Origin of the sequence: Janthinobacterium leeuwenhoeki (genome assembly GCF_051380795.1) — a bacterium.
In the GTDB taxonomy this organism is placed as follows: domain Bacteria; phylum Pseudomonadota; class Gammaproteobacteria; order Burkholderiales; family Burkholderiaceae_D; genus Janthinobacterium.
The window spans coordinates 38,871-61,653 of the sequence record NZ_JBNYXT010000033.1; the positions used below are offsets into that span (position 1 = coordinate 38,871).

18 protein-coding genes and 1 tRNA gene are annotated in these 22,783 nt (G+C 58.4%); 6 read left to right on the top strand and 13 right to left on the bottom strand.

What is annotated here, in order from left to right; all coding sequences use genetic code 11:
- Positions 1-103: 103 nt before the first annotated feature.
- Together ACQ4WS_RS20830 and ACQ4WS_RS20835 are read left to right on the top strand one after the other, a co-directional pair.
- The gene (locus ACQ4WS_RS20830) at positions 104-601 is read left to right on the top strand and encodes an Lrp/AsnC family transcriptional regulator (protein ID WP_046682091.1); all 498 of its coding nucleotides are present in this window, start codon (positions 104-106) and stop codon (positions 599-601) included.
- Between the two features lie 197 nt (positions 602-798).
- Positions 799-2,805, top strand: coding sequence for a methyl-accepting chemotaxis protein (locus ACQ4WS_RS20835; RefSeq protein ID WP_436478935.1), 2,007 nt, complete (start codon positions 799-801; stop codon positions 2,803-2,805).
- Between the two features lie 6 nt (positions 2,806-2,811).
- Here ACQ4WS_RS20835 and ACQ4WS_RS20840 read toward each other — a convergent pair whose 3' ends face one another.
- Complete coding sequence (locus tag ACQ4WS_RS20840; protein ID WP_436478936.1) at positions 2,812-3,312, bottom strand: thioredoxin family protein; 501 nt, start codon at positions 3,310-3,312, stop codon at positions 2,812-2,814.
- Between the two features lie 154 nt (positions 3,313-3,466).
- Between ACQ4WS_RS20840 and ACQ4WS_RS20845 the strand changes: the two genes are divergently transcribed.
- The 4 genes from ACQ4WS_RS20845 to ACQ4WS_RS20860 all read left to right on the top strand — a co-directional run bounded on the left by ACQ4WS_RS20845 (position 3,467) and on the right by ACQ4WS_RS20860 (position 8,047).
- Positions 3,467-3,757, top strand: a complete 291-nt coding sequence (locus ACQ4WS_RS20845; protein WP_436478945.1) for a DUF3349 domain-containing protein — start codon at positions 3,467-3,469, stop codon at positions 3,755-3,757.
- Positions 3,758-3,838: 81 nt separating this feature from the next.
- Positions 3,839-5,005 (top strand): HPP family protein, encoded by a 1,167-nt coding sequence (locus tag ACQ4WS_RS20850; RefSeq protein WP_176387664.1) that lies wholly within the window; start codon positions 3,839-3,841, stop codon positions 5,003-5,005.
- Positions 5,002-6,099 carry a M48 family metallopeptidase gene (locus tag ACQ4WS_RS20855; RefSeq protein ID WP_436478937.1) on the top strand — a complete coding sequence of 366 codons (1,098 nt, stop codon included), beginning with the start codon at positions 5,002-5,004 and terminating at the stop codon, positions 6,097-6,099. The genes ACQ4WS_RS20850 and ACQ4WS_RS20855 overlap by 4 nt, the downstream gene beginning before the upstream one ends.
- Positions 6,100-6,235: 136 nt before the next feature.
- Entirely contained in the window at positions 6,236-8,047 is a 1,812-nt protein-coding gene (locus tag ACQ4WS_RS20860; RefSeq protein WP_436478938.1) for a DUF885 domain-containing protein, read from the top strand.
- A gap of 72 nt (positions 8,048-8,119) precedes the next feature.
- On the opposite strand, the gene ACQ4WS_RS20865 is transcribed toward ACQ4WS_RS20860, so the two are convergent.
- From ACQ4WS_RS20865 to ACQ4WS_RS20920, 12 genes are all read right to left on the bottom strand, one after another.
- Positions 8,120-8,959, bottom strand: a complete 840-nt coding sequence (locus tag ACQ4WS_RS20865; RefSeq protein WP_436478946.1) for an HDOD domain-containing protein — start codon at positions 8,957-8,959, stop codon at positions 8,120-8,122.
- A gap of 76 nt (positions 8,960-9,035) precedes the next feature.
- Positions 9,036-9,668 carry an ArsR family transcriptional regulator gene (locus ACQ4WS_RS20870; RefSeq protein ID WP_436478939.1) on the bottom strand — a complete coding sequence of 211 codons (633 nt, stop codon included), beginning with the start codon at positions 9,666-9,668 and terminating at the stop codon, positions 9,036-9,038.
- A gap of 530 nt (positions 9,669-10,198) precedes the next feature.
- Positions 10,199-14,440, bottom strand: a complete 4,242-nt coding sequence (gene rpoC / locus ACQ4WS_RS20875; protein ID WP_436478940.1) for a DNA-directed RNA polymerase subunit beta' — start codon at positions 14,438-14,440, stop codon at positions 10,199-10,201.
- A gap of 122 nt (positions 14,441-14,562) precedes the next feature.
- Positions 14,563-18,669 (bottom strand): DNA-directed RNA polymerase subunit beta, encoded by a 4,107-nt coding sequence (gene rpoB / locus ACQ4WS_RS20880; protein ID WP_436478941.1) that lies wholly within the window; start codon positions 18,667-18,669, stop codon positions 14,563-14,565.
- 244 nt (positions 18,670-18,913) lie between these two features.
- Complete coding sequence (gene rplL, locus ACQ4WS_RS20885; protein ID WP_436478942.1) at positions 18,914-19,285, bottom strand: 50S ribosomal protein L7/L12; 372 nt, start codon at positions 19,283-19,285, stop codon at positions 18,914-18,916.
- A gap of 67 nt (positions 19,286-19,352) precedes the next feature.
- Positions 19,353-19,892, bottom strand: coding sequence for a 50S ribosomal protein L10 (rplJ, locus tag ACQ4WS_RS20890; RefSeq protein WP_034753621.1), 540 nt, complete (start codon positions 19,890-19,892; stop codon positions 19,353-19,355).
- A 318-nt stretch (positions 19,893-20,210) separates the two neighbouring features.
- Positions 20,211-20,906: a 50S ribosomal protein L1 gene (gene rplA, locus ACQ4WS_RS20895; protein WP_100875274.1), complete on the bottom strand. Its 696-nt coding sequence runs from the start codon at positions 20,904-20,906 to the stop codon at positions 20,211-20,213.
- On the bottom strand, positions 20,906-21,340 hold the full coding sequence (rplK, locus tag ACQ4WS_RS20900) for a 50S ribosomal protein L11 (protein WP_034753131.1): 435 nt from the start codon (positions 21,338-21,340) through the stop codon (positions 20,906-20,908). Before rplK ends, rplA begins: the two co-directional genes overlap by 1 nt.
- A gap of 114 nt (positions 21,341-21,454) precedes the next feature.
- Entirely contained in the window at positions 21,455-22,081 is a 627-nt protein-coding gene (nusG, locus tag ACQ4WS_RS20905; protein ID WP_034753130.1) for a transcription termination/antitermination protein NusG, read from the bottom strand.
- The gene (secE, locus tag ACQ4WS_RS20910; RefSeq protein WP_010394308.1) at positions 22,081-22,464 is read right to left on the bottom strand and encodes a preprotein translocase subunit SecE; all 384 of its coding nucleotides are present in this window, start codon (positions 22,462-22,464) and stop codon (positions 22,081-22,083) included. The genes nusG and secE overlap by 1 nt, the downstream gene beginning before the upstream one ends.
- 32 nt (positions 22,465-22,496) lie before the next feature.
- A tRNA-Trp gene (locus ACQ4WS_RS20915) sits at positions 22,497-22,572 on the bottom strand.
- A 66-nt stretch (positions 22,573-22,638) separates the two neighbouring features.
- On the bottom strand, positions 22,639-22,783 hold a 145-nt coding region (locus ACQ4WS_RS20920), incomplete at its 5' end, for an EF-Tu C-terminal domain-related protein (protein WP_482799466.1).

Consider the following 22,783-nt stretch of genomic DNA (forward strand, 5'->3'; position numbering starts at 1 on the left):
CGTATGAATAGTCTACCGGCCCGCGTCCGTAAAGATATACCAAAAGACACTGCAACTACGCTACTATGCAGCATATTCATGCCATAAAAACCGGAAAAACAAAATGAATTCACCAAATGCTTCGCTCGACAAATTCGACTGCGCCATCCTGGCCGCCCTGCAGCAGGACGGCACCCTGTCGATCGCCGCCCTCAGCGAGAAGATTGGTCTGTCCAGCACGCCCTGCTGGAAGCGCGTCAAGCGCCTGGAGGAAGAGGGCTATATCGAGAGCCGCGTGGCCATCGTCAACCGGCAAAAAGTGGGCTTGCCCGTCACGGTTTTCGTCAGCGTGCGCACGGGACAGCACGATGAAAAATGGCTGCGCCGGTTCGCCGCCGCCGTCATCGTCCTGCCCGAGGTACAGGAATTTCACCGCATGAGTGGTGACATCGACTACCTGCTGAAAGTCGTCACCACCGACATCAAGGGCTACGATACTTTCTATAAAAAACTCATCAAGGCCGTGCAACTGACGGGCGTGTCGTCCGCCTTTTCCATGGAGCAAATCAAGTGCAGCACGGAATTGCCGCTGGAATTGATCGCCCACGGCTTGCCCGCCTGAACATTTTTCCACCCCGCGCCGGTATACATGAAAAGCATGCATGTTAACACCTTGCAATCGTTGCCTTACAGCAACACCTCTGTATTAAATACGGCATAGCCCAACTATATCCCCCTTATCCGTCGCTATACTGCGCACTTGTCCGTGCCTTTCTGGCAACCTCTGCCGGTCGTGCGGGCCCATCCCTAGGGTCTTCCATGCATCTGCTTCGTCGTCTCTCCATCCAGAAAAAACTGATGTTCAGCATGGGCCTATGCCTGCTGATTTTCATGGGAATTTCATCCTTCCTCAGCGTGCGCATGAGCAGCGATTATGTGCGCGAACGCGTCGTCGGCCAGGAACTACCAGCCCAGGTGGGCGAAATTCGCAACGACGTGCTGCGCCAGATCAGCCAACCGTTGTCGGTGGTGCAAACGATGGCCAATGATGTTTTTCTGCAAGACTGGGAAGACGCGGACCTGGCGGACAGTGGCTTGGCCACGTTCCAGCGCTACGCCAAAATGCTCAAGGAAAAAAACAAGGCGGCCGTCGTCAGCTGGAGCTCGCAAACTGCGTCGAGGTACATGACCGATGCGGGTCTGATCCGCACGCTGGACAAGCAACAGCCAGCCGATCATTGGTTCTTCAGCATGCTCGACGAAAACAAACAGCACACGATCAATCTGGACCGCGATCCAGCCTCGGGCAGTTTCATGCTGTTCCTGAATGCGCGGGGCCAGACGGCGGGCGGCAAGGCCGTCATTGCAGGCATGGGCTTGAGCGTCGATGCCATGGCCGACACCATCCGCAGCTACAAGGTCGGCCAGACCGGCCATGTTTACCTGGTGCGCGCGGATGGCAACCTGCTGATACACCGTGACACTGCCCTGGCCGATGGCAAGCATCACTTGAAGGACTTGCCCGGCTTCAATGAAGCACTGAGCAAAACCCTGCTGACAGGCAGCAAATATGCGCATGCCAGTTATGCGGCACCTGCCGGCAAGCAACTCGTCGCCGCCTCCTTCGTGCCCGAATTGAATTTATATGTGATGGCCGAAGTACCGGAAGCGGAAGTGCTGGGCAATGTCACGCGGTCAGCCCTGATCGCCGCCCTGATCGCCGGACTGGTGGGCGGCGGCATCGCCCTGTGCATCATTTATGTCATCAGCCGCGCCATCGCCGCCCCCGTCGCACGGGCGGCCGACATGCTCAGCGAAATTGCCAGTGGAAACGGCGACCTGAGCCGCCGCATGCCCGTCGAATCGGAAGACGAGGTCGGCGCGCTGGCCGCTGCCTTCAACCGTTTCGTCGCATCGCTGAACGTGACGATACGCGAAGTTCGCGACAGTACCGTGTCAATTGCCAGCGCATCGAGCCAGATCGCCTCGGGCAACCTGGACCTGTCGGCGCGTACGGAAGCCCAGGCATCGAGCCTGGAAGAGACGGCGGCGGCCATGGAAGAGCTGACGTCGACCGTGAAACAGAACGCGGATAATGCGCGCCAGGCGAACCAGCTGGTGGTGTCCGCCTCGAGCCACGCAGTCAAGGGTGGCGAGGTGGTTGGTCAGGTGGTGCAGACGATGGGCGCGATTACGGAAAGTTCGCGCAAGATCGCGGACATCATCGGCGTGATTGACGGCATTGCCTTTCAAACCAATATCCTTGCCCTGAACGCAGCAGTCGAGGCGGCGCGCGCGGGAGAACAGGGCCGCGGCTTTGCCGTGGTGGCGACAGAAGTGCGCAACCTGGCGCAACGATCGGCAGCGGCGGCCAAAGAAATCAAGGACTTGATCGTCGACTCGGGCAGCAAGGTGGAAGCGGGAAGCAAGCTGGTCGACTCCGCCGGCGCCACCATGCAGGACATCGTCGTCTCCGTGCAGAGAGTGGCCGACTTGATGGGAGAGATCGCTTCAGCCAGCCAGGAGCAAAGCCAGGGCATCGCGCAAGTCAATGCCACCGTCACGCAGATGGATGACGCAACCCAGCAAAACGCGGCCCTGGTGGAAGAAGCAGCCGCGGCAGCCCAATCCTTGCAAGATCAGGCTGGCAGGCTGGCACAGGTGGTCAGCGTCTTCAAACTGGAAGAAACGGGGCATGCAGCGCCGCCGCAGCCACCGGCCCACAAGCCCACGCTGGCCAAGCCGTCCCGCCCTGCGATGCTCAAAGCAACGATCCCCGCCGCGCGCCCGAAAGCGCCGGCCAGCGATGCATGGGAAGCGTTTTAAAGGCGATTAAATCGCCGGCGCTTTCACGCTCGCCGCTTGCTTGAAGAAGTCATAAATACCGCTCTCGCTCATGCGGCGCGCATTCGCCAGTTCGCCGCCCTTGGTGGCGTACAGCACCTGGTTGTTGTCGCTCGATACCAGCACGGCAGCCGGGATGCCTTTCTTGAGCGGATTGCCATAGGCTTGCGCCACATCGAGGTTATGGTCGAAGTTACCCACGTCGACCTTGACGACCTTGAACTGCTGTTGCATCAATTCCGCGTTCTTGCCCTCCTTCAAGGCCTTGTCGAGCGCGCGGCAATCCTCGCACCAGTTGGCGCCAAAGATCAGCAAGACAGGCACGTGCGCCGCCTTGGCCTCGGCCAGCGCGCGTGCCACGTCGGCCTTGGCGTCGGCCGCCGCGTTGTAAGGCAAATGTGGCGTGGCGACCGGGTTAGCCGGTGTCGGGGCGGCGGCAACGGCGGTGCCGGCAAGTAGCAGGCTGGCAAAAAGAATGGAAAGGCGCATGCGGGGCTCCTGAGAGAAATCGTGAGGCCAGCTGAACAGCTGTCAGCGGGCATGATTGTCTAGAATATGCGTACCTGTAGGAAATATCCACCATTTAATTGCATTGTGCTTATGCGGAAAACGTATAAGCACACCAAGGAGTAGCCGCTTGCGCATGCCAGATACCCTGCCCCCGACACTGTCCGGCGCCGCGCACATGCTGCGCAGCGCCTATCCCGGCGGCATGCCCGATACGGCGTATTTCGCCGTGCTGGCCTTGCTGTATGAACACTTTTCCGACCGCAACCTGGTCGAGCTGATGGCAGCCGTTACGGGCAAGGATGCGGCGACGATCCTCAATGACATCTATGCCTGCGTCAGCAGCAAGCCGGAGCCCTCCGCCATCGAGGCCACCAGGCACTTGCTGGAGCGGCACGGCTTGCAAGCGGTCTGCGCCGACGACTAGGCTCCGCAGGCAGCGAAATGGAACGCATGGGATAATATCGGGCTCAGACTGAGCAACGCGGCCCGAACGCGCCCTCCCCCGATGACGACTTCTTTCCTGGCACGTTGGCTGCCGCAACCGAACAACGGCAGCCGCCGCGAACAATTACGCGCGTGCGCGGGCGCCATCTGCGGCTTGCTGCTGACCGGACTCATCTGCCATTTCCTGCTGGCCCCCGACAGCGCCAGCGTCTACCTGATCGCGCCCATGGGCGCTTCGGCCGTGCTGCTGTTCTGCCTGCCGGCCAGCCCGCTGGCACAACCGTGGTCGGTGGTGGGCGGCAATGTGGTCTCCGGCCTGGTCGGCATGGCTTGCGTGAAATGGCTGGGATCCAGCGTGGGCGTGGCGGCGCTGGCCGCCTGCCTGGCCATCGGCGCCATGTTTGCCCTGCGCTGTTTGCATCCACCGGGCGGCGCCGTCGCCTTGACCACGGTCGTCGGCGGCGCCAGCGTGCATGCGGCCGGCTTCGAGTTCGTCTTCATCACCGTGCTGTTCAATTCCGCCGTGCTGGTCGCCTGCGCCGTGCTGTACAACAACCTGACGGGCCGCCGCTACCCGCACATCCAGCAACTGGTGGCGCCCCATCCGCACGCCACCAAGGATGACGTACCCAGCAACCGCCTGGGCTTTTCGCCGGATGACCTGGACGCCGTGCTGCGCCAGCACAGCGAAGTGCTCGACATCAGCCGCGACGATTTGCAAGCCATCTTCCTGCAAACGGAAATGCGCGCCTACCAGCGCCGCTTCGGCGTCGTCACCTGCGCCGACATCATGTCGAAGGACGTGCTCAGCGTGGAATTCGGCACGCCGCTCGATGTTGCCTGGCGCACCATGCGCGAGCACCAGGTGGGCGCTTTGCCCGTGCTGAACCGGGCGCGCCGCGTCATCGGCATCATCACACAGACAGATTTCCTGCGCCATGGCGGCCTCGATGATTATCAGGGCATGCGCCAGCGCCTGCGCGGCCTGCTGCAGCGCAGCGGCCTGTCCCACAGCGACAAGCCGGAAGTGGTGGGCCAGTTGATGACGCCATCGCCGCACACAGCCCGCCTGGGCACGCCCATCATCGATCTCGTGCCCTTGATGGCCGACGCCGGCTACCACCATATTCCCATCCTCGACGATGAAGAGCGCCTCGCTGGCATCATCAGCCAGTCCGACCTGATGGCGGCCCTGTACGAAAGCCGCTTTGCCGAGGCTGCCGCATGACGCCATTCCAGGCACTGCTGACTGGCCCCGACGGCGGCTCAGCCGGCACGGCCGTCAGCGCGCACTTCTTCGGCAGCCAGCTGGCCATCGATGCGCCCGGCTCCACTGTCGAGGTGACGCAGCTGGTCGTCAGCGTGGGTGGTGTCGAAGGCCCCGAACTGTTCCTGAACTGGCTCGACGGACAGGGACGGCAAGCGTCGCTGAAACCGCTTGGGGCGGAGGACATCGCCATCGTCTTGAAGGAAGCGCCGGCGGCGCTGCAGCCGCAACTGCAGCGCCTGTGGAGCGAGCGCCAGCGCAACCGGCGGCAGGTATCGGGCTGGCTGGCCGGCTTGACGGGCGCGGCCTTCGTCGCTGCCGCCCTGCTGTGGTGGCAGGGCGGCTATGCTGTCGGCGCGCTGGCGGGGTGGATCCCCCTGTCGACGGAAAAGCAGCTGGGCGAACTGGCCCTGTCGCAAGTGCGCGCGCAGGGCGGCATCAGCGAGCACGGCGTGGCACAGCAAACAGTGCAGGAGATCGGCCGTAAGCTGACGGCCGGTTCCCGCTACCAGTACCGCTGGCTGGTCAAGCAAGATGACACGGTCAACGCGTTTGCCATGCCAGGCGGCATCATCGTCGTGCATACGGGCTTGCTACGCCAGGCGGGAGACCCGGGCGAACTGGCCGGCGTGCTGGCGCATGAAGTGCAACATGTGGAGCAGCGCCATTCGCTGCGGCAAATGATCAGCAGCCTGGGCTGGGGCGCCCTGGTGGGCGTCACCATAGGCGACATCAGCGCCGTGGCCGCCATGCTGGCGCACCAGGCGGGCACCCTGTATTTCAGCCGCGACATGGAAGAGGAGGCAGACCGGCTGGGTTTGCTCGCCTTGCAGCGCGCGCAGATCCGTCCCGACGGCATGCTGCGCTTTTTTCAGAAGCTCGATGACAAGGACAAGGCCAGCGTACCGGGATGGATTTCCTCGCACCCGCAAACGGCGGCGCGCGCGCAGCAAATCCGCAGCCTGATCGCCGCCACACCCTGTCCCGCCTGCACCCCATTGACCAGCCAGCACTGGCAGGCCATGAAAGCGGCCCTGCCGCCTACGGCAAAATAGCAACATTCCCTTCCTACAATTTATCCAAACGCACTGGGCAATGGCGTATGCTTACGCCCCGGCTGTTCCTTCACAAGCGGCCACCCCGACCTAGCAACGCCTCCGTTCATTCCCCTCCTTACAAAGGACATCGCGCATGAAGCATCGTTTTGCCGCCGGCACCCTCGGCACCCTGGCCATCTCCCTGTTGCTCGCCTACGCGCCCATGGCGCAAGCAGCCCAGCCCGCAGCCAACAGCGTGGCCGTCAGTGCGCCGCAAGCCAAGCAGCGATTGCAGGTCGTGGCCGATCAGTACTACGATGCGCTGGCCCGTTTCGAGCCGATCAACGCCACCGAGAGCGGCGACAACCGTTTTGACGACCAACTCGGTTCAGCCATCGTGCCCGCCGCGCGCGCAAAACAGTTCGCCCTGTACCGCCAGTACCAGAAGAGCCTGCGCAGCATCGCCCGCGCGCAGCTGTCGCACCAGGACCAGATCAACTACGATATCCTCGACTATGAACTGGCCACGGCGCTGAGCTTCGAACGCTTCCCCGACTACCTGCTGCCCTTGAACCAGATGGACAGCATGCCCGTCACCCTGGCTAATTATGCGGGCGGTGAGGCATCACAGCCTTTGACCACGGTCAAGGAGTATGACGCTTACCTGAGCCGTATCGGCCAATTGCCCGGCTGGATAGACCAGGCCATCGCCAACATGAAAGTCGGCATGCAAAAGGGTATCGTGCTGCCGAAGGCGCTGACGGAATCGGCCCTGCCGCAATTCAAGAAACTCGTCAGCGCCACGCCGCAGGACAGCGTCTATTACACGCCCATCAAGAACTTGCCAGCCAGCTTTTCCGACGCGGACAAAGCGCGCCTGACGCAAACCTACACCGTCATCATCGGGGCCAAGCTGATGCCCGCGCTGCAGCGCCTGTCCACCTTCATCGAACGCGATTACCTCCCGGCCGGCCGCACGAGCAGCGGCTGGAGCGCCCTGCCCGATGGCGCTGCCTGGTATCAGGCGCGCGTGGCCAGCAGCACCACCACGGACTTGAAGCCGGAGCAGATCCACGCCATCGGCTTGAAGGAAGTGGCGCGCATCCAGGAACAGTACGCGATCGTCGGTCCGAAGATGGGCTACAACGGCCCGGCCGCCGGCTTGCCCGTGTGGGTCTCGCAGCAGGCGAAATACCGCCCGTTCAAGACGGAGCAGGAAGTGCTCGACGTCTACCGCAAGCTGAACGTGCTGCTGGACAGCAAATTACCTGCCCTGTTCACCCTGGTGCCGAAGGCGCCGCTGGACTTGCGCCTGGAACCTGAACTGAGCCGCGACACGGCCGCCGACCACTACACGGCGCCGGCCGCCGACGGTTCACGCCCCGGCGTGTTCTGGTCCGTCGTCACGGATCCGAAACTGTATGGCGACACGGGCATGACCACCTTGTTCTTGCACGAAGGCAAGCCTGGCCACCATTTCCACCTGGCGCTGGTGCAAGAGATGGACTTGCCGAACTTCCGCCGTTTCGGCGGCAACAATGCCTTCACGGAAGGCTGGGCGCTGTATGCGGAAACCCTGGGCAAGGAAATGGGTCTGTTCGAGGACCCGGCCCAGTATTTCGGCCACTTGAACGACGAGATGCTGCGCGCCGTGCGCCTGGTGGTCGACACGGGTTTGCACACCAAGGGCTGGACGCGCGAGCAGACGATCAAGTATATGCGCGACACCCTCGGCTATGACGCCGTGGCGAAAAGCGAAACGGAACGCTACATGGCCTGGCCGGGCCAGGCGCTGGGCTACAAGATCGGTTCGCTGAAGATCGTCGAACTGCGCCAGCGCGCGCAGCAAGCCTTGGGCGACAAGTTCAGCCTGCCGAAGTTCCACGAAGTCGTGCTCAGCGACGGCACCCTGCCGCTGACACTGCTGGAAGCCAAGGTCGACCGGTGGATCGCGCAGCAGAAGTAAGACGCGGCGCCTGAAAGCAAAACGGCAGCGCCTCGATGGCGCTGCCGTTTTTTTTCGCCTCAGCGTTTGCTATTACACCAGCAGCGCCGCACTCATCGAGCGCACTTCCTCGTTTGACTCGGCCAGGATGCTTTGCAAGGTCTCGTTGTCGATAATGAAATCGATGACGGAATCGGAGGGCGTGAGCATTTCCACGTACGTCACCTGCAAGGGCGACGGCACGGGTGACAGTTGCTTGGCCAACAATAAGGTGTCGAGCAGGGAATCGGGTGGGATCGACAGCAAGCCATCGCGCAAGCCTTCGATGGCGACACTCACGGCCAGCGGGATCAGCAGCTTCTTCATGACTTCGCGGGAAATGATTTCTTCGGCAGACTCCATCCAGTGATCCGCATCGTCGTCGAGCAGGCCGGGGAACTCATCGGCACGCGACAGCAGATAAAAACCGCCCACCTCATGCACGATGCCGGCGAACAGGGCCGTGTCGGCATCGACGTGCGTGACGCGGCGGGCAAGCACATGCGCCAGCGCCGCCACGTGCGCCGTGTGCTCCCACAGCTGGGTCGCCTTCTGGCGCAGGACGGGATCGATGATCTTGCTGCCGAACTGGCGCACCACCATGGCAGCCACCAGTGCATACAGATTGCGGTAACCCATGCGCATGACGGCGGCGCGCACGCTGGTCACGGGCGCAGCATCGCCGCGGCTATACACGGCCGAGTTGGCCAGGGCCACGGTGCGCGCGGCCAGCAAGGGCTCGGCCAATACCAGCTTGATCGCATGGTCGATATGGCAGTCCGGTTCAGCCAGGGCCAACTGCAATTGCAGGGCGGAATTAACACTCGTGGGAAACGTCAATTCTCCGCGCACTGCCTGGGAAACAATTAAACCGAAAGCCTGTAGTTTATTCATCATACGATCAATCCGCCTCAGATATTTTTCTCACCAAAAATTTCATGCATCAGGAATTGAATACCAGGTCCGGCCTTTAGAATACAGATGGCGTGTCATTCGCTTGCAAGGAAGAATCTGGCAATACCAGCGCTTGCAATAGCGATTCATCGCCGATGACAAACAACTTCGGCTGCTGCAATACCTGCAGCAAAAATGGCTGGCCTTCACGCAGACGCCGGCGATAATCGACCAGCGTATATAAATTGGGATTGATTTTACGCCTTAAGGTTCGCTCGGCCGGAGCCAATCCCGTCAACAGATCGCCATAATTGGCTTCTTCGCCCACCAGCAGCAAATCGATGGCGCTGCCAGGCAGATCCTGTCCCTTCGCCGTGGCGCCCGACACGAATGCCAGGTGCAACTGGGCACGCAGGGGCGCCAGGGTCGCGCTGAGCACGCCGACGATGCCAAAGGTTTTCTGCACCAGTGCGCTCAACTCCGGATACACGAGGCTTTCCTTGTTGGGCCAGAAGCGCCGCACATTACCGATCCGCTCCGACGTGATCAATCCGGACTCATGCAGGCGGCGCAGTTCCCGCTGCGCCGACGCGCTTCCCAGGCCCGTCAAGCGCATGATCTCGTTCAAGTGAAAGCCTTCATTCACGCGGACAAAGAGCAGTCCCAGCAATTTCTGCTGGGCGGGAGTAAACAGGGCTTGGGCAATCATGTGCCAGATCTTAGCATGAACACGCCGGAAATTGGCGTGGCATGCGTGCTTTACTACGGTCCGCTGGTGCTTCGGGGATAGCTCACGGTGGATGGCTATTTTCATGACGAGGCCGTCTATATGTTTTACGATGCAAGCAGAAACGAGTGCCGCTCGATACTGCAAACTTGCTGATGCCAAGGCGTCCCTGGGCCCTGCTTTCTCTTTTCGTGCGCGATAGAAAGCCGCGGCAATGGACATAAAAAAAACGGCACCAGGAATTTATCCCTGGTGCCGTTCTGGCCAGCTAATTAACAGCATAGATGAATATATTGAATAAATTAAATAATTGACGAATGAGCGCTGAATGGCATAGGCCATAACTCTTCTGATTGCCTGAAATTCTAATCAATTAAATGATTGCAGATTCCCGGGCAAATGAAGCGGATGGCATCCATGTGATGGCAATCAATCGCAAAATTGTACGCTGCTTGATCCAAATTAAAAAAGGCACCCGAAGGTGCCTTTTTGAAATCAGCTAACTGCGCAGATTACGCTTCGTCGCCGTGGTGTTGCTGGGTTTCGATATCCTGCAGCGCTTCGGCAGCTTCGCCGGCCATCGAGGCTTTCTCGGCCAGCAGCAGTGCTTGACGCTCTTCCACTTCCCACGCTTCTTTTTCTTTGCGTGCGCGGTGGAAGGCCAGACCCGTACCACCAGGAATCAGACGGCCGACGATGACGTTCTCTTTCAGGCCGCGCAGACCATCGCGCTTGCCCATGATCGCCGCTTCGGTCAGCACGCGGGTGGTTTCCTGGAACGATGCAGCCGAGATGAACGAATCGGTCGACAACGAAGCCTTGGTAATACCCAGCAGAACGTTTTCGTAGGTCGCAGGAATTTTGTTTCCGGCTTCCATCAAGTCGTTCTGATCCAGCAGTTCCGAACGCTCTACCTGCTCGCCAACGATGTAGTTGGTGTCGCCGGCATTGACGATCTGCACACGGCGCAGCATCTGACGCACGATCACTTCGATGTGCTTGTCATTGATCTTCACGCCTTGCAGACGGTACACGTCTTGCACTTCGTCAACGATGTAACGTGCCAGCGCTTCGATACCCAACAGGCGCAGGATGTCTTGCGGATCGGCCGGGCCGTCCACGATCATCTCGCCCTTGTTCACGACTTGGCCGTCATGCACCAGCACTTGTTTGTCCTTGGTGATCAAGAACTCATGCTTGTTGCCGTCCATGTCCGTGATTTCCAGACGCTGCTTGCCCTTGGTTTCTTTACCGAAAGCAACCGTACCCGTGACTTCCGCCAGCATACCGGCATCTTTCGGCGAGCGCGCTTCGAACAGTTCCGCAACGCGTGGCAGACCACCGGTAATATCGCGCGTTTTTTGCGATTCGGTAGGAATACGTGCCAGCACTTCACCGACCGATACCTGTTGACCGTCTTTCACCATGATCAGCGCGCCGACCTGGAAGCCGATCGCCACCGAGTGTTCGGTGCCGGCGATCTTGACTTCTTCGTTCGCGTCGTTGATCAGCTTGACTTGCGGACGCAACGTTTTCGTCAGCGAACCGCGACGTTTCGCATCGATCGCCACCAGGGTGGACAGACCGGTCACTTCGTCGACCTGACGGGCTACAGTGACGCCTTCTTCGACGTTCTCGAAACGCACTTGACCGGCGTATTCGGTAATGATCGGACGGGTCAGCGGATCCCACGTTGCCAGGGCCGTACCGGCCTTGATGACCATGCCGTCCTTGACGATCAGGGTCGCACCGTACGGTACTTTATGACGCTCACGCTCACGGCCGTGGTCGTCGGTAATCAGCACTTCGCCGGAACGGGAAATGACGATTTGCGCGCCCTTGCCGTTCGTCACGTAACGCATGGTTGCCGTGAAGCGGATGGTACCGTTCGACTTGGCTTCCACCGACGATGCCACTGCTGCACGCGATGCCGCACCACCAATGTGGAAGGTACGCATGGTCAGCTGGGTACCAGGCTCACCAATCGACTGCGCTGCTACCACACCGACAGCTTCGCCGGCGTTGACCAGCATGCCGCGGCCCAGGTCGCGGCCATAGCACTTGGCGCACAGGCCGAAGCGTGTGTCGCAAGTCAGTGGCGTGCGAACCTTGACTTCATCGATGGACAGACGCTCGATCTCTTCGACCATGTCTTCGTCCATCAGGGTGCCGGCTTCGTACAGCGTTTCCTGGGTTTCAGGATTGACGACGTCATGCACCACCACGCGGCCGAGGATACGGTCACGCAATGGTTCGATGACTTCACCACCTTCGACCAGTGCCTTCATGACGGCGCCGTTCATGGTGCCGCAATCGTCCTCGATCACCACCAAGTCTTGCGTCACGTCAACCAGACGACGCGTCAGGTAACCGGAGTTAGCCGTTTTCAGCGCCGTATCGGCCAGACCTTTACGCGCACCGTGGGTCGAAATGAAGTACTGCAAAACGTTCAGACCTTCGCGGAAGTTCGCGGTAATCGGCGTTTCGATAATCGAGCCATCCGGTTTGGCCATCAGACCACGCATACCGGCCAACTGACGAATCTGGGCTGCGGAACCGCGCGCGCCGGAGTCGGCCATCATGTAAATGGCGTTGAACGATTCTTGCGTCGACTTGGTGCCGTCGCGGCGGATCACGTCTTCGACTTTGAGCTGGTCCATCATGGCCTTGCCGACTTCATCCGAGGTTTTGCCCCAGATATCGACTACCTTGTTGTAACGCTCGCCGGCGGTCACGAGACCCGAGGCGTATTGCTGTTCGATCTGCTTGACTTCCGATTCGGCCGTCGCGATCAGGGTCACTTTTTGAGGCGGTACCAGCATGTCGTCGACGCAGATCGAGATACCGGCGCGTGTCGCCAGGCGGAAACCCGATTGCATCAGTTTGTCTGCGAACACCACCGTGGCGCGCAGGCCGCACTTGCGGAACGACGTGTTGATCAGCTTGGAAATTTCTTTCTTTTTCAGCGCGCGGTTCAGGACGGAGAACGGCAAGCCTTTAGGCAGAATTTCCGACAGGATCGCACGGCCGATCGTCGTTTCGTAACGCGTTACCGTTTTCTCGAATTCACCCGTTTCGGCGTTTTTCGGGTATTCGGTAATACGCACGGTAACGCGGGTCGTCAGTTCGACTTCCTTGTTGTCGTAGGCGCGGATCACTTCCGATACGTCAGGGAACATCATCCCTTCGTTCTTCGCATTGATCGCTTCGCGGGTCGCGTAGTACAGACCCAACACGATATCCTGGGAAGGAACGATCGACGGTTCGCCGTTCGATGGGAACAGGATGTTGTTCGATGCCAGCATCAAAGTGCGTGCTTCCATCTGCGCTTCGATCGACAGAGGAACGTGGACCGCCATTTGGTCACCGTCAAAGTCGGCGTTGAATGCGGCGCAGACGAGTGGGTGCAACTGGATGGCCTTGCCTTCAATCAGGACTGGCTCGAAAGCCTGGATACCCAGACGGTGCAGCGTAGGTGCGCGGTTCAACATGATCGGATGTTCACGAATCACGTCTTCCAGGATGTCCCACACGACCGGCTCTTGAATCTCGACCAGCTTTTTCGCGGCCTTGATCGTGGTCGCCAGACCCATCAGTTCCAGTTTATTGAAAATGAATGGCTTGAACAGTTCCAGCGCCATCAGTTTCGGCAAGCCGCACTGATGCAGTTTCAATTGCGGGCCCACGACGATGACCGAACGACCGGAGTAATCGACGCGTTTGCCCAGCAAGTTTTGACGGAAACGGCCGCCCTTGCCCTTGATCATCTCGGCCAAGGACTTCAGCGGACGCTTGTTGGCGCCGGTCATCGCTTTGCCGCGACGGCCGTTGTCCAGCAGCGAATCGACCGCTTCTTGCAGCATGCGCTTTTCGTTGCGCGTGATGATCTCTGGAGCGCGCAGCTCCATCAGGCGTTTCAGACGGTTGTTACGGTTGATGACGCGGCGATACAGATCGTTCAGATCCGAGGTCGCGAAACGGCCACCATCCAGCGGTACCAGCGGACGCAGTTCCGGCGGCAGCACTGGCAGCACTTCCATGATCATCCAGTCAGGCTTGATGCCCGAACGTTGGAACGCTTCCAGCACTTTCAGGCGCTTCGCGTATTTCTTGATCTTGGCTTCGGATTTCGATTCCTTCAGTTCCACGCGCAGGGTTTCGGCATCGCGGTGGATGTCGATCGAGCGCAGCAGTTCACGGATACCTTCGGCGCCCATGAAGGCGGTGAAGTCGTCGCCGTACTCTTCGTACTTGGCGGCGTAATCGTCTTCCGACATGATCTGGCACTTCTTCAGCGGGGTCATGCCTGGATCGGTCACGACGTATGCTTCAAAGTACAACACGCGTTCGATGTCCCGCAGGGTCATGTCCAGGACCATGCCCAGACGCGACGGCAGCGACTTCAGGAACCAGATGTGCGCGGTCGGCGAGGCCAGCTCGATGTGACCCATGCGCTCGCGGCGCACCTTGGCCAGCGTAACTTCGACGCCGCACTTTTCGCAGATCACGCCGCGGTGTTTCAGGCGCTTGTACTTGCCGCACAGGCATTCGTAATCCTTGATCGGGCCAAAGATCTTGGCGCAGAACAGGCCATCGCGCTCAGGCTTGAAGGTACGGTAGTTGATGGTTTCCGGCTTCTTGACTTCGCCGTAGGACCACGAACGGATTTTCTCAGGCGAAGCGAGACCGATCTTGATTGCATCGAAGGTCTCGTTGGTCTGTACTTGCTTGAATAGATCGAGCAGTGCTTTCATGTATCACTCCAGAGGTGATTAAATTTCTATATTCCTGAGACTACATTGCCCGGCGTGGTTTCCCAGCCGGGCTTTGTGTTTCCCAAACCAAATGACGCTTATTGGGTCAATAAGCCTGTCGTTTAGTTGCGTTCGAGGTCGATATCGATACCCAGCGAACGGATTTCCTTGACCAGCACGTTGAACGATTCCGGCATGCCGGCGTCGATCACGTGGTCGCCCTTGACGAGGTTCTCGTACACTTTGGTACGGCCATTCACGTCATCGGACTTGACGGTCAACATCTCTTGCAAGACATACGACGCGCCATACGCTTCCAGTGCCCAGACTTCCATCTCACCGAAACGCTGACCACCGAACTGGGCTTTACCGCCCAGTGGCTGTTGCGTCACCAGCGAGTAAGGACCGGTCGAACGCGCATGCATCTTGTCATCCACCAAGTGATGCAGTTTCAGCATGTGCATGACGCCGACAGTAACCTTGCGTTCGAACGCTTCACCGGTGCGACCGTCATACATGGTCACCTGGTTTTTCGAAGCGGTCATGCCCAGGTTCTTGGCGATGTCGTCCGGATACGCCAGGTCCAGCATGCGGCGGATCTCTTCTTCATTGGCGCCGTCGAACACTGGCGTGGCGAATGGAACACCTTTTTTCAGGTTTTCCGCCAGCTTCATGATCTCTTCGTCGTCGAAGTTATCCAGATCTTCCGCGCGGCCGTTGTCGTTGTAGATCGTCGTCAGGTACTTGCGCACTTGCTCGACCTTGGTTTGCGCCTTCAGCATTTCGCCGATGCGGATACCCAGACCCTTGGCAGCCCAGCCCAAGTGCGTCTCGAGAATCTGACCAACGTTCATCCGCGAAGGAACGCCCAGCGGGTTCAGCACCACGTCGGCTGGCGTGCCGTCGGCCATGTATGGCATGTCTTCCACAGGAACAATACGGGAAACCACACCCTTGTTACCGTGGCGACCTGCCATCTTGTCGCCCGACTGCAGGCGGCGTTTCACGGCCAGATACACCTTGACCATTTTTTGCACGCCTGGTTGCAGCTCATCGCCTTGCGTCAGTTTCTTGCGCTTCTCTTCGAAGGCCAGATCGAACTGGTGACGCTTCTCGTTGATCGATTCCTTGATCGCTTCGAGCGCTACCGCTGCATCGTCGTCCGCAGGACGGATGTCGAACCAGTGGTATTTATCCAGATCGGCCAGGTATTCCTTGGTGATCTTGGCGCCTTTGGCCAGCTTTTTAGGGCCGCCGTTGACAACTTTGCCGATCAGCATTTTTTCCAGACGCTGGAAGGCATCGCCTTCAACGATACGCATCTGGTCGTTCAAATCCAGACGGAAGCGTTTCAGTTCGTCATCGATAATTTGCTGGGCACGCTTGTCGCGCACGATGCCTTCACGGGTGAAGACTTGCACGTCGATCACGGTACCGATCATGCCCGAAGGCACGCGCAGCGAGGTATCTTTCACGTCCGAAGCTTTTTCGCCGAAAATCGCGCGCAGCAGCTTCTCTTCCGGGGTCAGCTGGGTTTCGCCTTTAGGCGTCACTTTACCGACCAGGGTGTCGCCGGCCTGGACTTCAGCACCGATGTAGACGATACCGGACTCATCCAGACGTGCCAGCTGATTTTCAGCCAGGTTCGAGATGTCGCGCGTAATTTCTTCCGCGCCCAGTTTCGTATCACGGGCAACCACCGACAACTCTTCGATGTGAATCGAGGTGTAGCGGTCGTCCTTGACGACGTTTTCCGAGATCAGGATCGAATCTTCGAAGTTCAGACCATTCCATGGCATGAAAGCCACAGTCATGTTCTGGCCCAGCGCCAATTCACCCAGGTCGGTCGATGCGCCATCGGCGATCACGTCGCGCTTGGCAACACGGTCGCCCACTTGCACGATAGGACGCTGGTTGATGTTGGTGTTCTGGTTCGAACGGGTGTACTTGATCAGGTTGTAGATGTCGACGCCCACTTCACCAGCGGTAGCTTCGTCATCGTTGACGCGAATCACGACACGGCCCGCATCGATGTAATCGACGATACCGCCACGCAAGGCTTGCACGGTGGTGCCCGAGTCGACCGCAACGGTGCGTTCGATACCGGTACCGACCAGCGCTTTTTCCGGACGCAAGCAAGGCACAGCCTGGCGTTGCATGTTGGCGCCCATCAATGCACGGTTTGCATCATCGTGTTCGAGGAACGGAATCAGCGAGGCAGCGACGGAAACGATCTGGCCTGGCGCCACGTCCATGTACTGGATGCGCTCTGGAGAGACCAGGATGGTTTCGCCGGCTTCACGGGCCGAGACCAGTTCATCGGACAGCATGCCTGCGTCGTTGATGGTCGCATTCGCCTGAGCGATGATGTAGCGGCCTTCTTCGATGGCGGACAGGTAGTCGATCTGATCGGTAATCTTGGAACCTTCGACCTTGCGGTACGGGGTTTCCAGGAAGCCGTATTCATTCAGGCGGGCATACAGAGCCAGCGAGTTGATCAGACCAATGTTCGGACCTTCCGGTGTCTCGATCGGGCAGACGCGGCCGTAGTGGGTCGGATGCACGTCGCGCACTTCAAAGCCGGCGCGTTCGCGTGTCAGACCGCCGGGTCCCAGAGCCGATACGCGGCGCTTGTGGGTAATTTCCGACAGAGGATTGGTTTGGTCCATAAACTGCGACAGCTGGGACGAACCGAAGAACTCGCGAATCGCGGCCGAAATCGGCTTCGAGTTGATCAGGTCATGCGGCATCAGGTTGTCCGCTTCGGCTTGGCCGAGGCGTTCCTTGACGGCGCGCTCAACACGCACCAGACCGGCGCGGAATTGATTCTCGGCCAGTTCGCCTACGCAACGTACGCGACGGTTACCCAGGTGATCGATATCGTCGACTTCGCCGCGGCCATTGCGCAGTTCCACCAGGATCTTGATCACGGCCAGCACGTCTTCGTTCGACAGGGTCATGGCGCCGGTCAGTTCATCGCGGCCAATGCGGCGGTTGAACTTCATGCGGCCCACGGCCGACAGGTCGTAGCGGTCCGAGTTGTAGAACAGGCCATTGAACAGCGCTTCAACGGAATCTTCCGTTGGCGGTTCGCCTGGACGCATCATGCGGTAGATCGCCACTTTCGCAGCCATCTGATCGGCGGTGTCGTCGATACGCAGGGTTTGCGAGATGTAAGCGCCCTGATCCAGGTCGTTGGTGTACAAGGTCTGGATTTCGGAAATATTGGCATCGCGCAAGCGGCCCAACAGGTCTTCGGTCAGCTCATCGTTCGCGGAGGCGACGACTTCGCCGGTGTCGCCATCGACGATGTTCTTCGCCAATACGCGGCCCAGCAGGTAGTCTTCCGGTACGGAAATGTGCTTGATGCCGGCAGCTTCGATATCACGCACATGTTTCGCGTTGATACGCTTGTCTTTCAGCACCAGGGTCTTGCCGGACTTGTCGACGATGTCGAAACGCGCCACTTCGCCGCGCAGACGCTCGGAGACGAATTCCATTTCCGCGCCTTCGGAGCGCAGGTTGAAATTGTCGAAGACGAAGAAGTTCGCCAGGATTTGCTCGTGCGACATGCCGATGGCTTTGAGCAGGATCGTCACTGGCATCTTGCGGCGGCGGTCGACGCGGAAGAACAGGATGTCTTTCGGGTCGAACTCGAAGTCCAGCCACGAACCGCGGTAAGGAATGATACGCGCGGAGAACAGCAGTTTACCGGACGAGTGCGTCTTGCCGCGGTCGTGCTCGAAGAACACGCCAGGCGAACGGTGCAGCTGGGAAACGATAACCCGCTCCGTGCCGTTGATCACGAACGAACCGGTGGTCGTCATGAGCGGCAATTCGCCCATGTAGACTTCCTGTTCTTTCATTTCCTTGACGACAGGCTTGGTTGGCGATTCCTTGTCCAGGATCACCAGGCGCACTTTCGCGCGCAGCGGCGACGCGAACGTCAGGCCACGTTGTTGACATTCTTTGACGTCAAAGGCAGGATCGCCCAAAACGTACGACAAGAATTCGAGGCGCGCAAAACCATTGTGCGACACGATAGGGAAAATCGAAGTGAAAGCCGACTGCAGGCCATCATTCTTGCGGCCGGACGGTGCTATGTCCTCTTGCAAGAAGCTATGATAAGACTCGAGCTGGGTCGCCAGCAGGAACGGAACGTGGTGAACGTTGGCGCGCTTCGCGAATGATTTGCGAATGCGTTTCTTCTCAGTAAATGAGTAGTGCATGGACACTCCGTGAGTGACAGAAAGGATAGAAAATTCAGGTTTTGCAAGTGTTCGTTTGCACCGCTGCGTGTGACACAGACGAAACCTCAAGGCTCTGCTTTCCGGCTTGAATCGAATAAAAACTGCTGCTACGACTACATGACAAATACGATGCAGACGACAAAGGAGCCAAAGTCGGATTTCCCCCCTTGCGAGGGGAAACCTCAGACTTTGACTCGGGCGCTAACTGCCGCCGGTACAGATATTACTTGATCGAAGCGGTTGCGCCGGCTTCTACCAGTTTCTTCTGTGCTGCTTCAGCGTCAGCTTTCGACACTGCTTCTTTTACAGTTTTTGGTGCGGCATCGACCAGGTCTTTAGCTTCTTTCAAGCCCAGGCCGGTGATTTCGCGAACTGCTTTAATGACGCCAACTTTGTTTGCGCCGAAGCTGTCCAGGATGACGTTGAATTCGGTTTGCTCTTCAGCAGCTGCTGCTGGGCCTGCTGCAGGACCGGCCGAAGCCATCGCTGCTGCGGACACGCCGAATTTTTCTTCGAATGCTTTAACCAGGTCGTTCAGGTCCATTACGGACATGGCGCTAACTGCTTCCAGGATATCGTCTTTGCTAATTGCCATTTTGAAACTCCTAAATTTATTACGTTAGTTACATCAGATTGGTACTGAGAGAAAAAAGCGCGCGCAATTAAGCGGCTGCTGGGGCTTCTTCTGCTGCTGCTTCTGCAGGAGCTTCGGCGCCTTCGCCTTTTTTCGCTGCCAGGGCAGCCAGACCACGTGCAAAGCCCGAAACCGGAGCCAGCATAACGCCCAACAACTGCGAAATGAGGACTTCACGGCTAGGAATGCTCGCCAACGCGGTGACAGCAGCTGTATCCAGCGGCTTGCCTGCGTAGTTACCTGCTTTGATGACCAGTTTGTCGTTGGTTTTAGCGAAGTCAGCAATGACTTTAGCTGCTGCAACGGCATCGGCCGAGATCGAGTAGATCAACGGGCCGGTCATGGCATCTGCCAGGCTGGCGAATGCGGTACCTTCAACGGAGCGACGAGCCAGAGTGTTTTTCAACACACGCAGGTACACGCCTTGGGCACGCGCTTTAGCACGCAGTTGCGTCAAGTGACCAACCTGGATGCCACGATATTCGGCCACGACGATCGTTTGCGCATTTGCTACTTGTGCGGAAACTTCGGCGACGACGGCCTTTTTGTCATTCAGATTGAGACTCACGGTCAACCTCCTTAAATGATGTTCGGCAATCACAACCGAGTGGTTGAGCGCCTTGCATCGGTTCGAACACGGCGTCCGAAGTCAAGAAGTACTAAACTGAGCGGATGGATTCACGCAGCATGAGGACTACAAAACTTGTTCGGGTACACCATCTGCGTTGGGCACTTGCCGTTGCCGGCAAGCCTATTAACCTTCTGCATGTGCGATCACAGTCGGCCCAACGGTCTTTGATTGTCTGCCTGCCTGGTGCGAACACCGGGCAGACAGCCCAAAGATGCGCCCACAGCGCCCGAAGGCGCGTGGGACTTGATTCTCTACTTAAGCTGCCAGGCTAGCCTGGTCAACACGGACGCCAGCGCCCATGGTCGACGACAGCGAAACTTTGCGCAGGTACACGCCTTTGCTCGATGCTGGCTTGGCTTTGTTCAGTGCGTCGATCAGTGCGACCAGATTCGACTTCAGATCTGCGTCAGCGAACGATTTACGGCCGATGGTAGCGTGGATGATACCGGATTTGTCGGTACGGTACTGAACTTGACCGGCTTTCGCGTTTTTCACAGCGGTAGCGACGTCAGGAGTAACAGTGCCAACTTTCGGGTTAGGCATCATGCCGCGTGGGCCCAGGATCTGACCCAGGGTACCAACGATACGCATGGTATCTGGCGAAGCGATAACGATATCGAAAGGCATGTCGCCGGCTTTGATACGCTCAGCCAGATCTTCCATACCAACGATGTCGGCGCCAGCTGCTTTAGCAGCTTCTGCTTTTTCGCCCGACGCGAATACTGCCACGCGTACGGTTTTGCCGGTACCAGCTGGCAGCACGACGGAGCCGCGCACCACTTGGTCGGATTTCTTAGGATCAACACCCAGTTGTACCGATACGTCGATCGATTCATTGAACTTGGCCGTTGCGCACTCTTTGATCAGAGCGACAGCGTTGTCGAAAGCGTACACTTTGGTACGGTCGACTTTGGCTTTCAAAGCCTTGATACGTTTGGATAACTTAGCCATTATACAACACCTTCCACCGTGATACCAATCGAACGAGCGGAACCAGCGATGGTGCGTACAGCAGCATCCATGTCGGCAGCGGTCAGATCAGGGGTTTTCAATTTAGCGATTTCTTCAGCTTGTGCGCGGGTCAGCGTACCGACTTTGTCGGTATGTGGCTTCGGCGAACCTTTGGTGATCGCAGCAGCTTTTTTGATCAGGTAGGTTGCTGGAGGCGTCTTCATCACGAACGTGAAGGACTTGTCCGCAAACGCGGTGATCACGACTGGAATCGGCATGCCTGGCTCCAGACCTTGGGTCTGTGCATTGAAGGCCTTGCAGAATTCCATGATGTTCAGACCACGTTGACCCAGAGCTGGACCGATTGGTGGGGATGGGTTTGCTTTACCAGCTGGCACTTGCAGCTTGATAAAACCAATGATTTTCTTTGCCATGATGGCTCCTATCTTGGATTGAGTAGTAGCGCCCCGCCGATCCTACCCTGGCGGGGCTCCTCTGACCGGATTTCGCTGAGACCGCTGCGGCGCTCCTGGTGGCGCTGATACAACTTAAACTTTTTCGACCTGACCGAATTCGAGCTCTACCGGGGTAGCGCGGCCGAAAATGGTAACCGAGACGCGCACTTTGGATTTCTCGTAGTTGACTTCTTCGACATTGCCGTTGAAGTCGGTGAACGGGCCATCCTTGATGCGTACTTGCTCGCCCACCTCGTACAAGGTTTTTGGACGGGGCTTTTCAACACCTTCCTGCATCTGCTTCATGATGCCGTCGATTTCGCGCGCGGAGATCGGCGTCGGCTTGTTCGACTTGCCACCAATAAAGCCGGTAACCTTACTGGTATTCTTGACCAAGTGCCAGCTCTCGTCCGTCATTTCCATTTCAACCAGCACATAGCCAGGATAGAAACGACGTTCGGTGACCGACTTTACGCCATTCTTGACTTCGACGACTTCTTCGATCGGTACCAGGATCTGGCCGAACTGGTCTTGCATGCCCGCGCGCTCGATGCGCTCGGTCAGTGCGCGCATGACGCTTTTTTCCATGCCGGAATAAGCATGCACGACATACCAGCGCTTGCTGCTTACTGGCACGCTCAGCGCTGCACCAGTGTCCGCTACCGGAGCGTCGCCCGGAACGGACTCGTCCGCCGCTTCATCATGCACATTTTCGCTCATTATTTTTTCCAACCCAGAATTACGTCATACAACAAAAACTCGAGCAATTTATCCGTGCCCCACAGGAAAATCGCCATGACCAGCACAAAGGCAAACACGATCGCAGTAATCTGCGTGGCTTCTTTGCGGGTAGGCCAAACGACTTTCTTGGTTTCGCGCACAGCTTCTTTGGCGAAATTGAGAAATTCACGGCCGGTCGTCGAGACATACAAGAGCGCAACAGCAATAACCAAACCAGCCACAAGCGCGCTTGCACGCACCAGAGCTGGTTGGCCTGCCAGGTAATAAAACCCGACTACTCCTGCAATCGCAGCCACTATTGCCAGCGCGACTTTTATCTTGTCACTCGACGTGCTAACGGTTTGCACGGATTGATTTGACATTTTTCTACTTTCGGTGCCCTGCACCTTGACGGTGGCAGGGACGGAGGGCATCGAACCCCCAACCTTCGGTTTTGGAGACCGACGCTCTGCCAATTGAGCTACGTCCCTACGTAAAACTTTCGAGGAGTGCTATTCTACCACCCAGGACGCCCCGGGTGGAAGCATAACATTTCCTTATGCGAGGATTTTTGCAACCACGCCGGCGCCGACGGTACGGCCGCCTTCGCGGATAGCGAAGCGCAGACCTTCTTCCATCGCGATCGGGTTGATCAGCTTGACAGTGATCGACACGTTATCGCCTGGCATGACCATTTCTTTG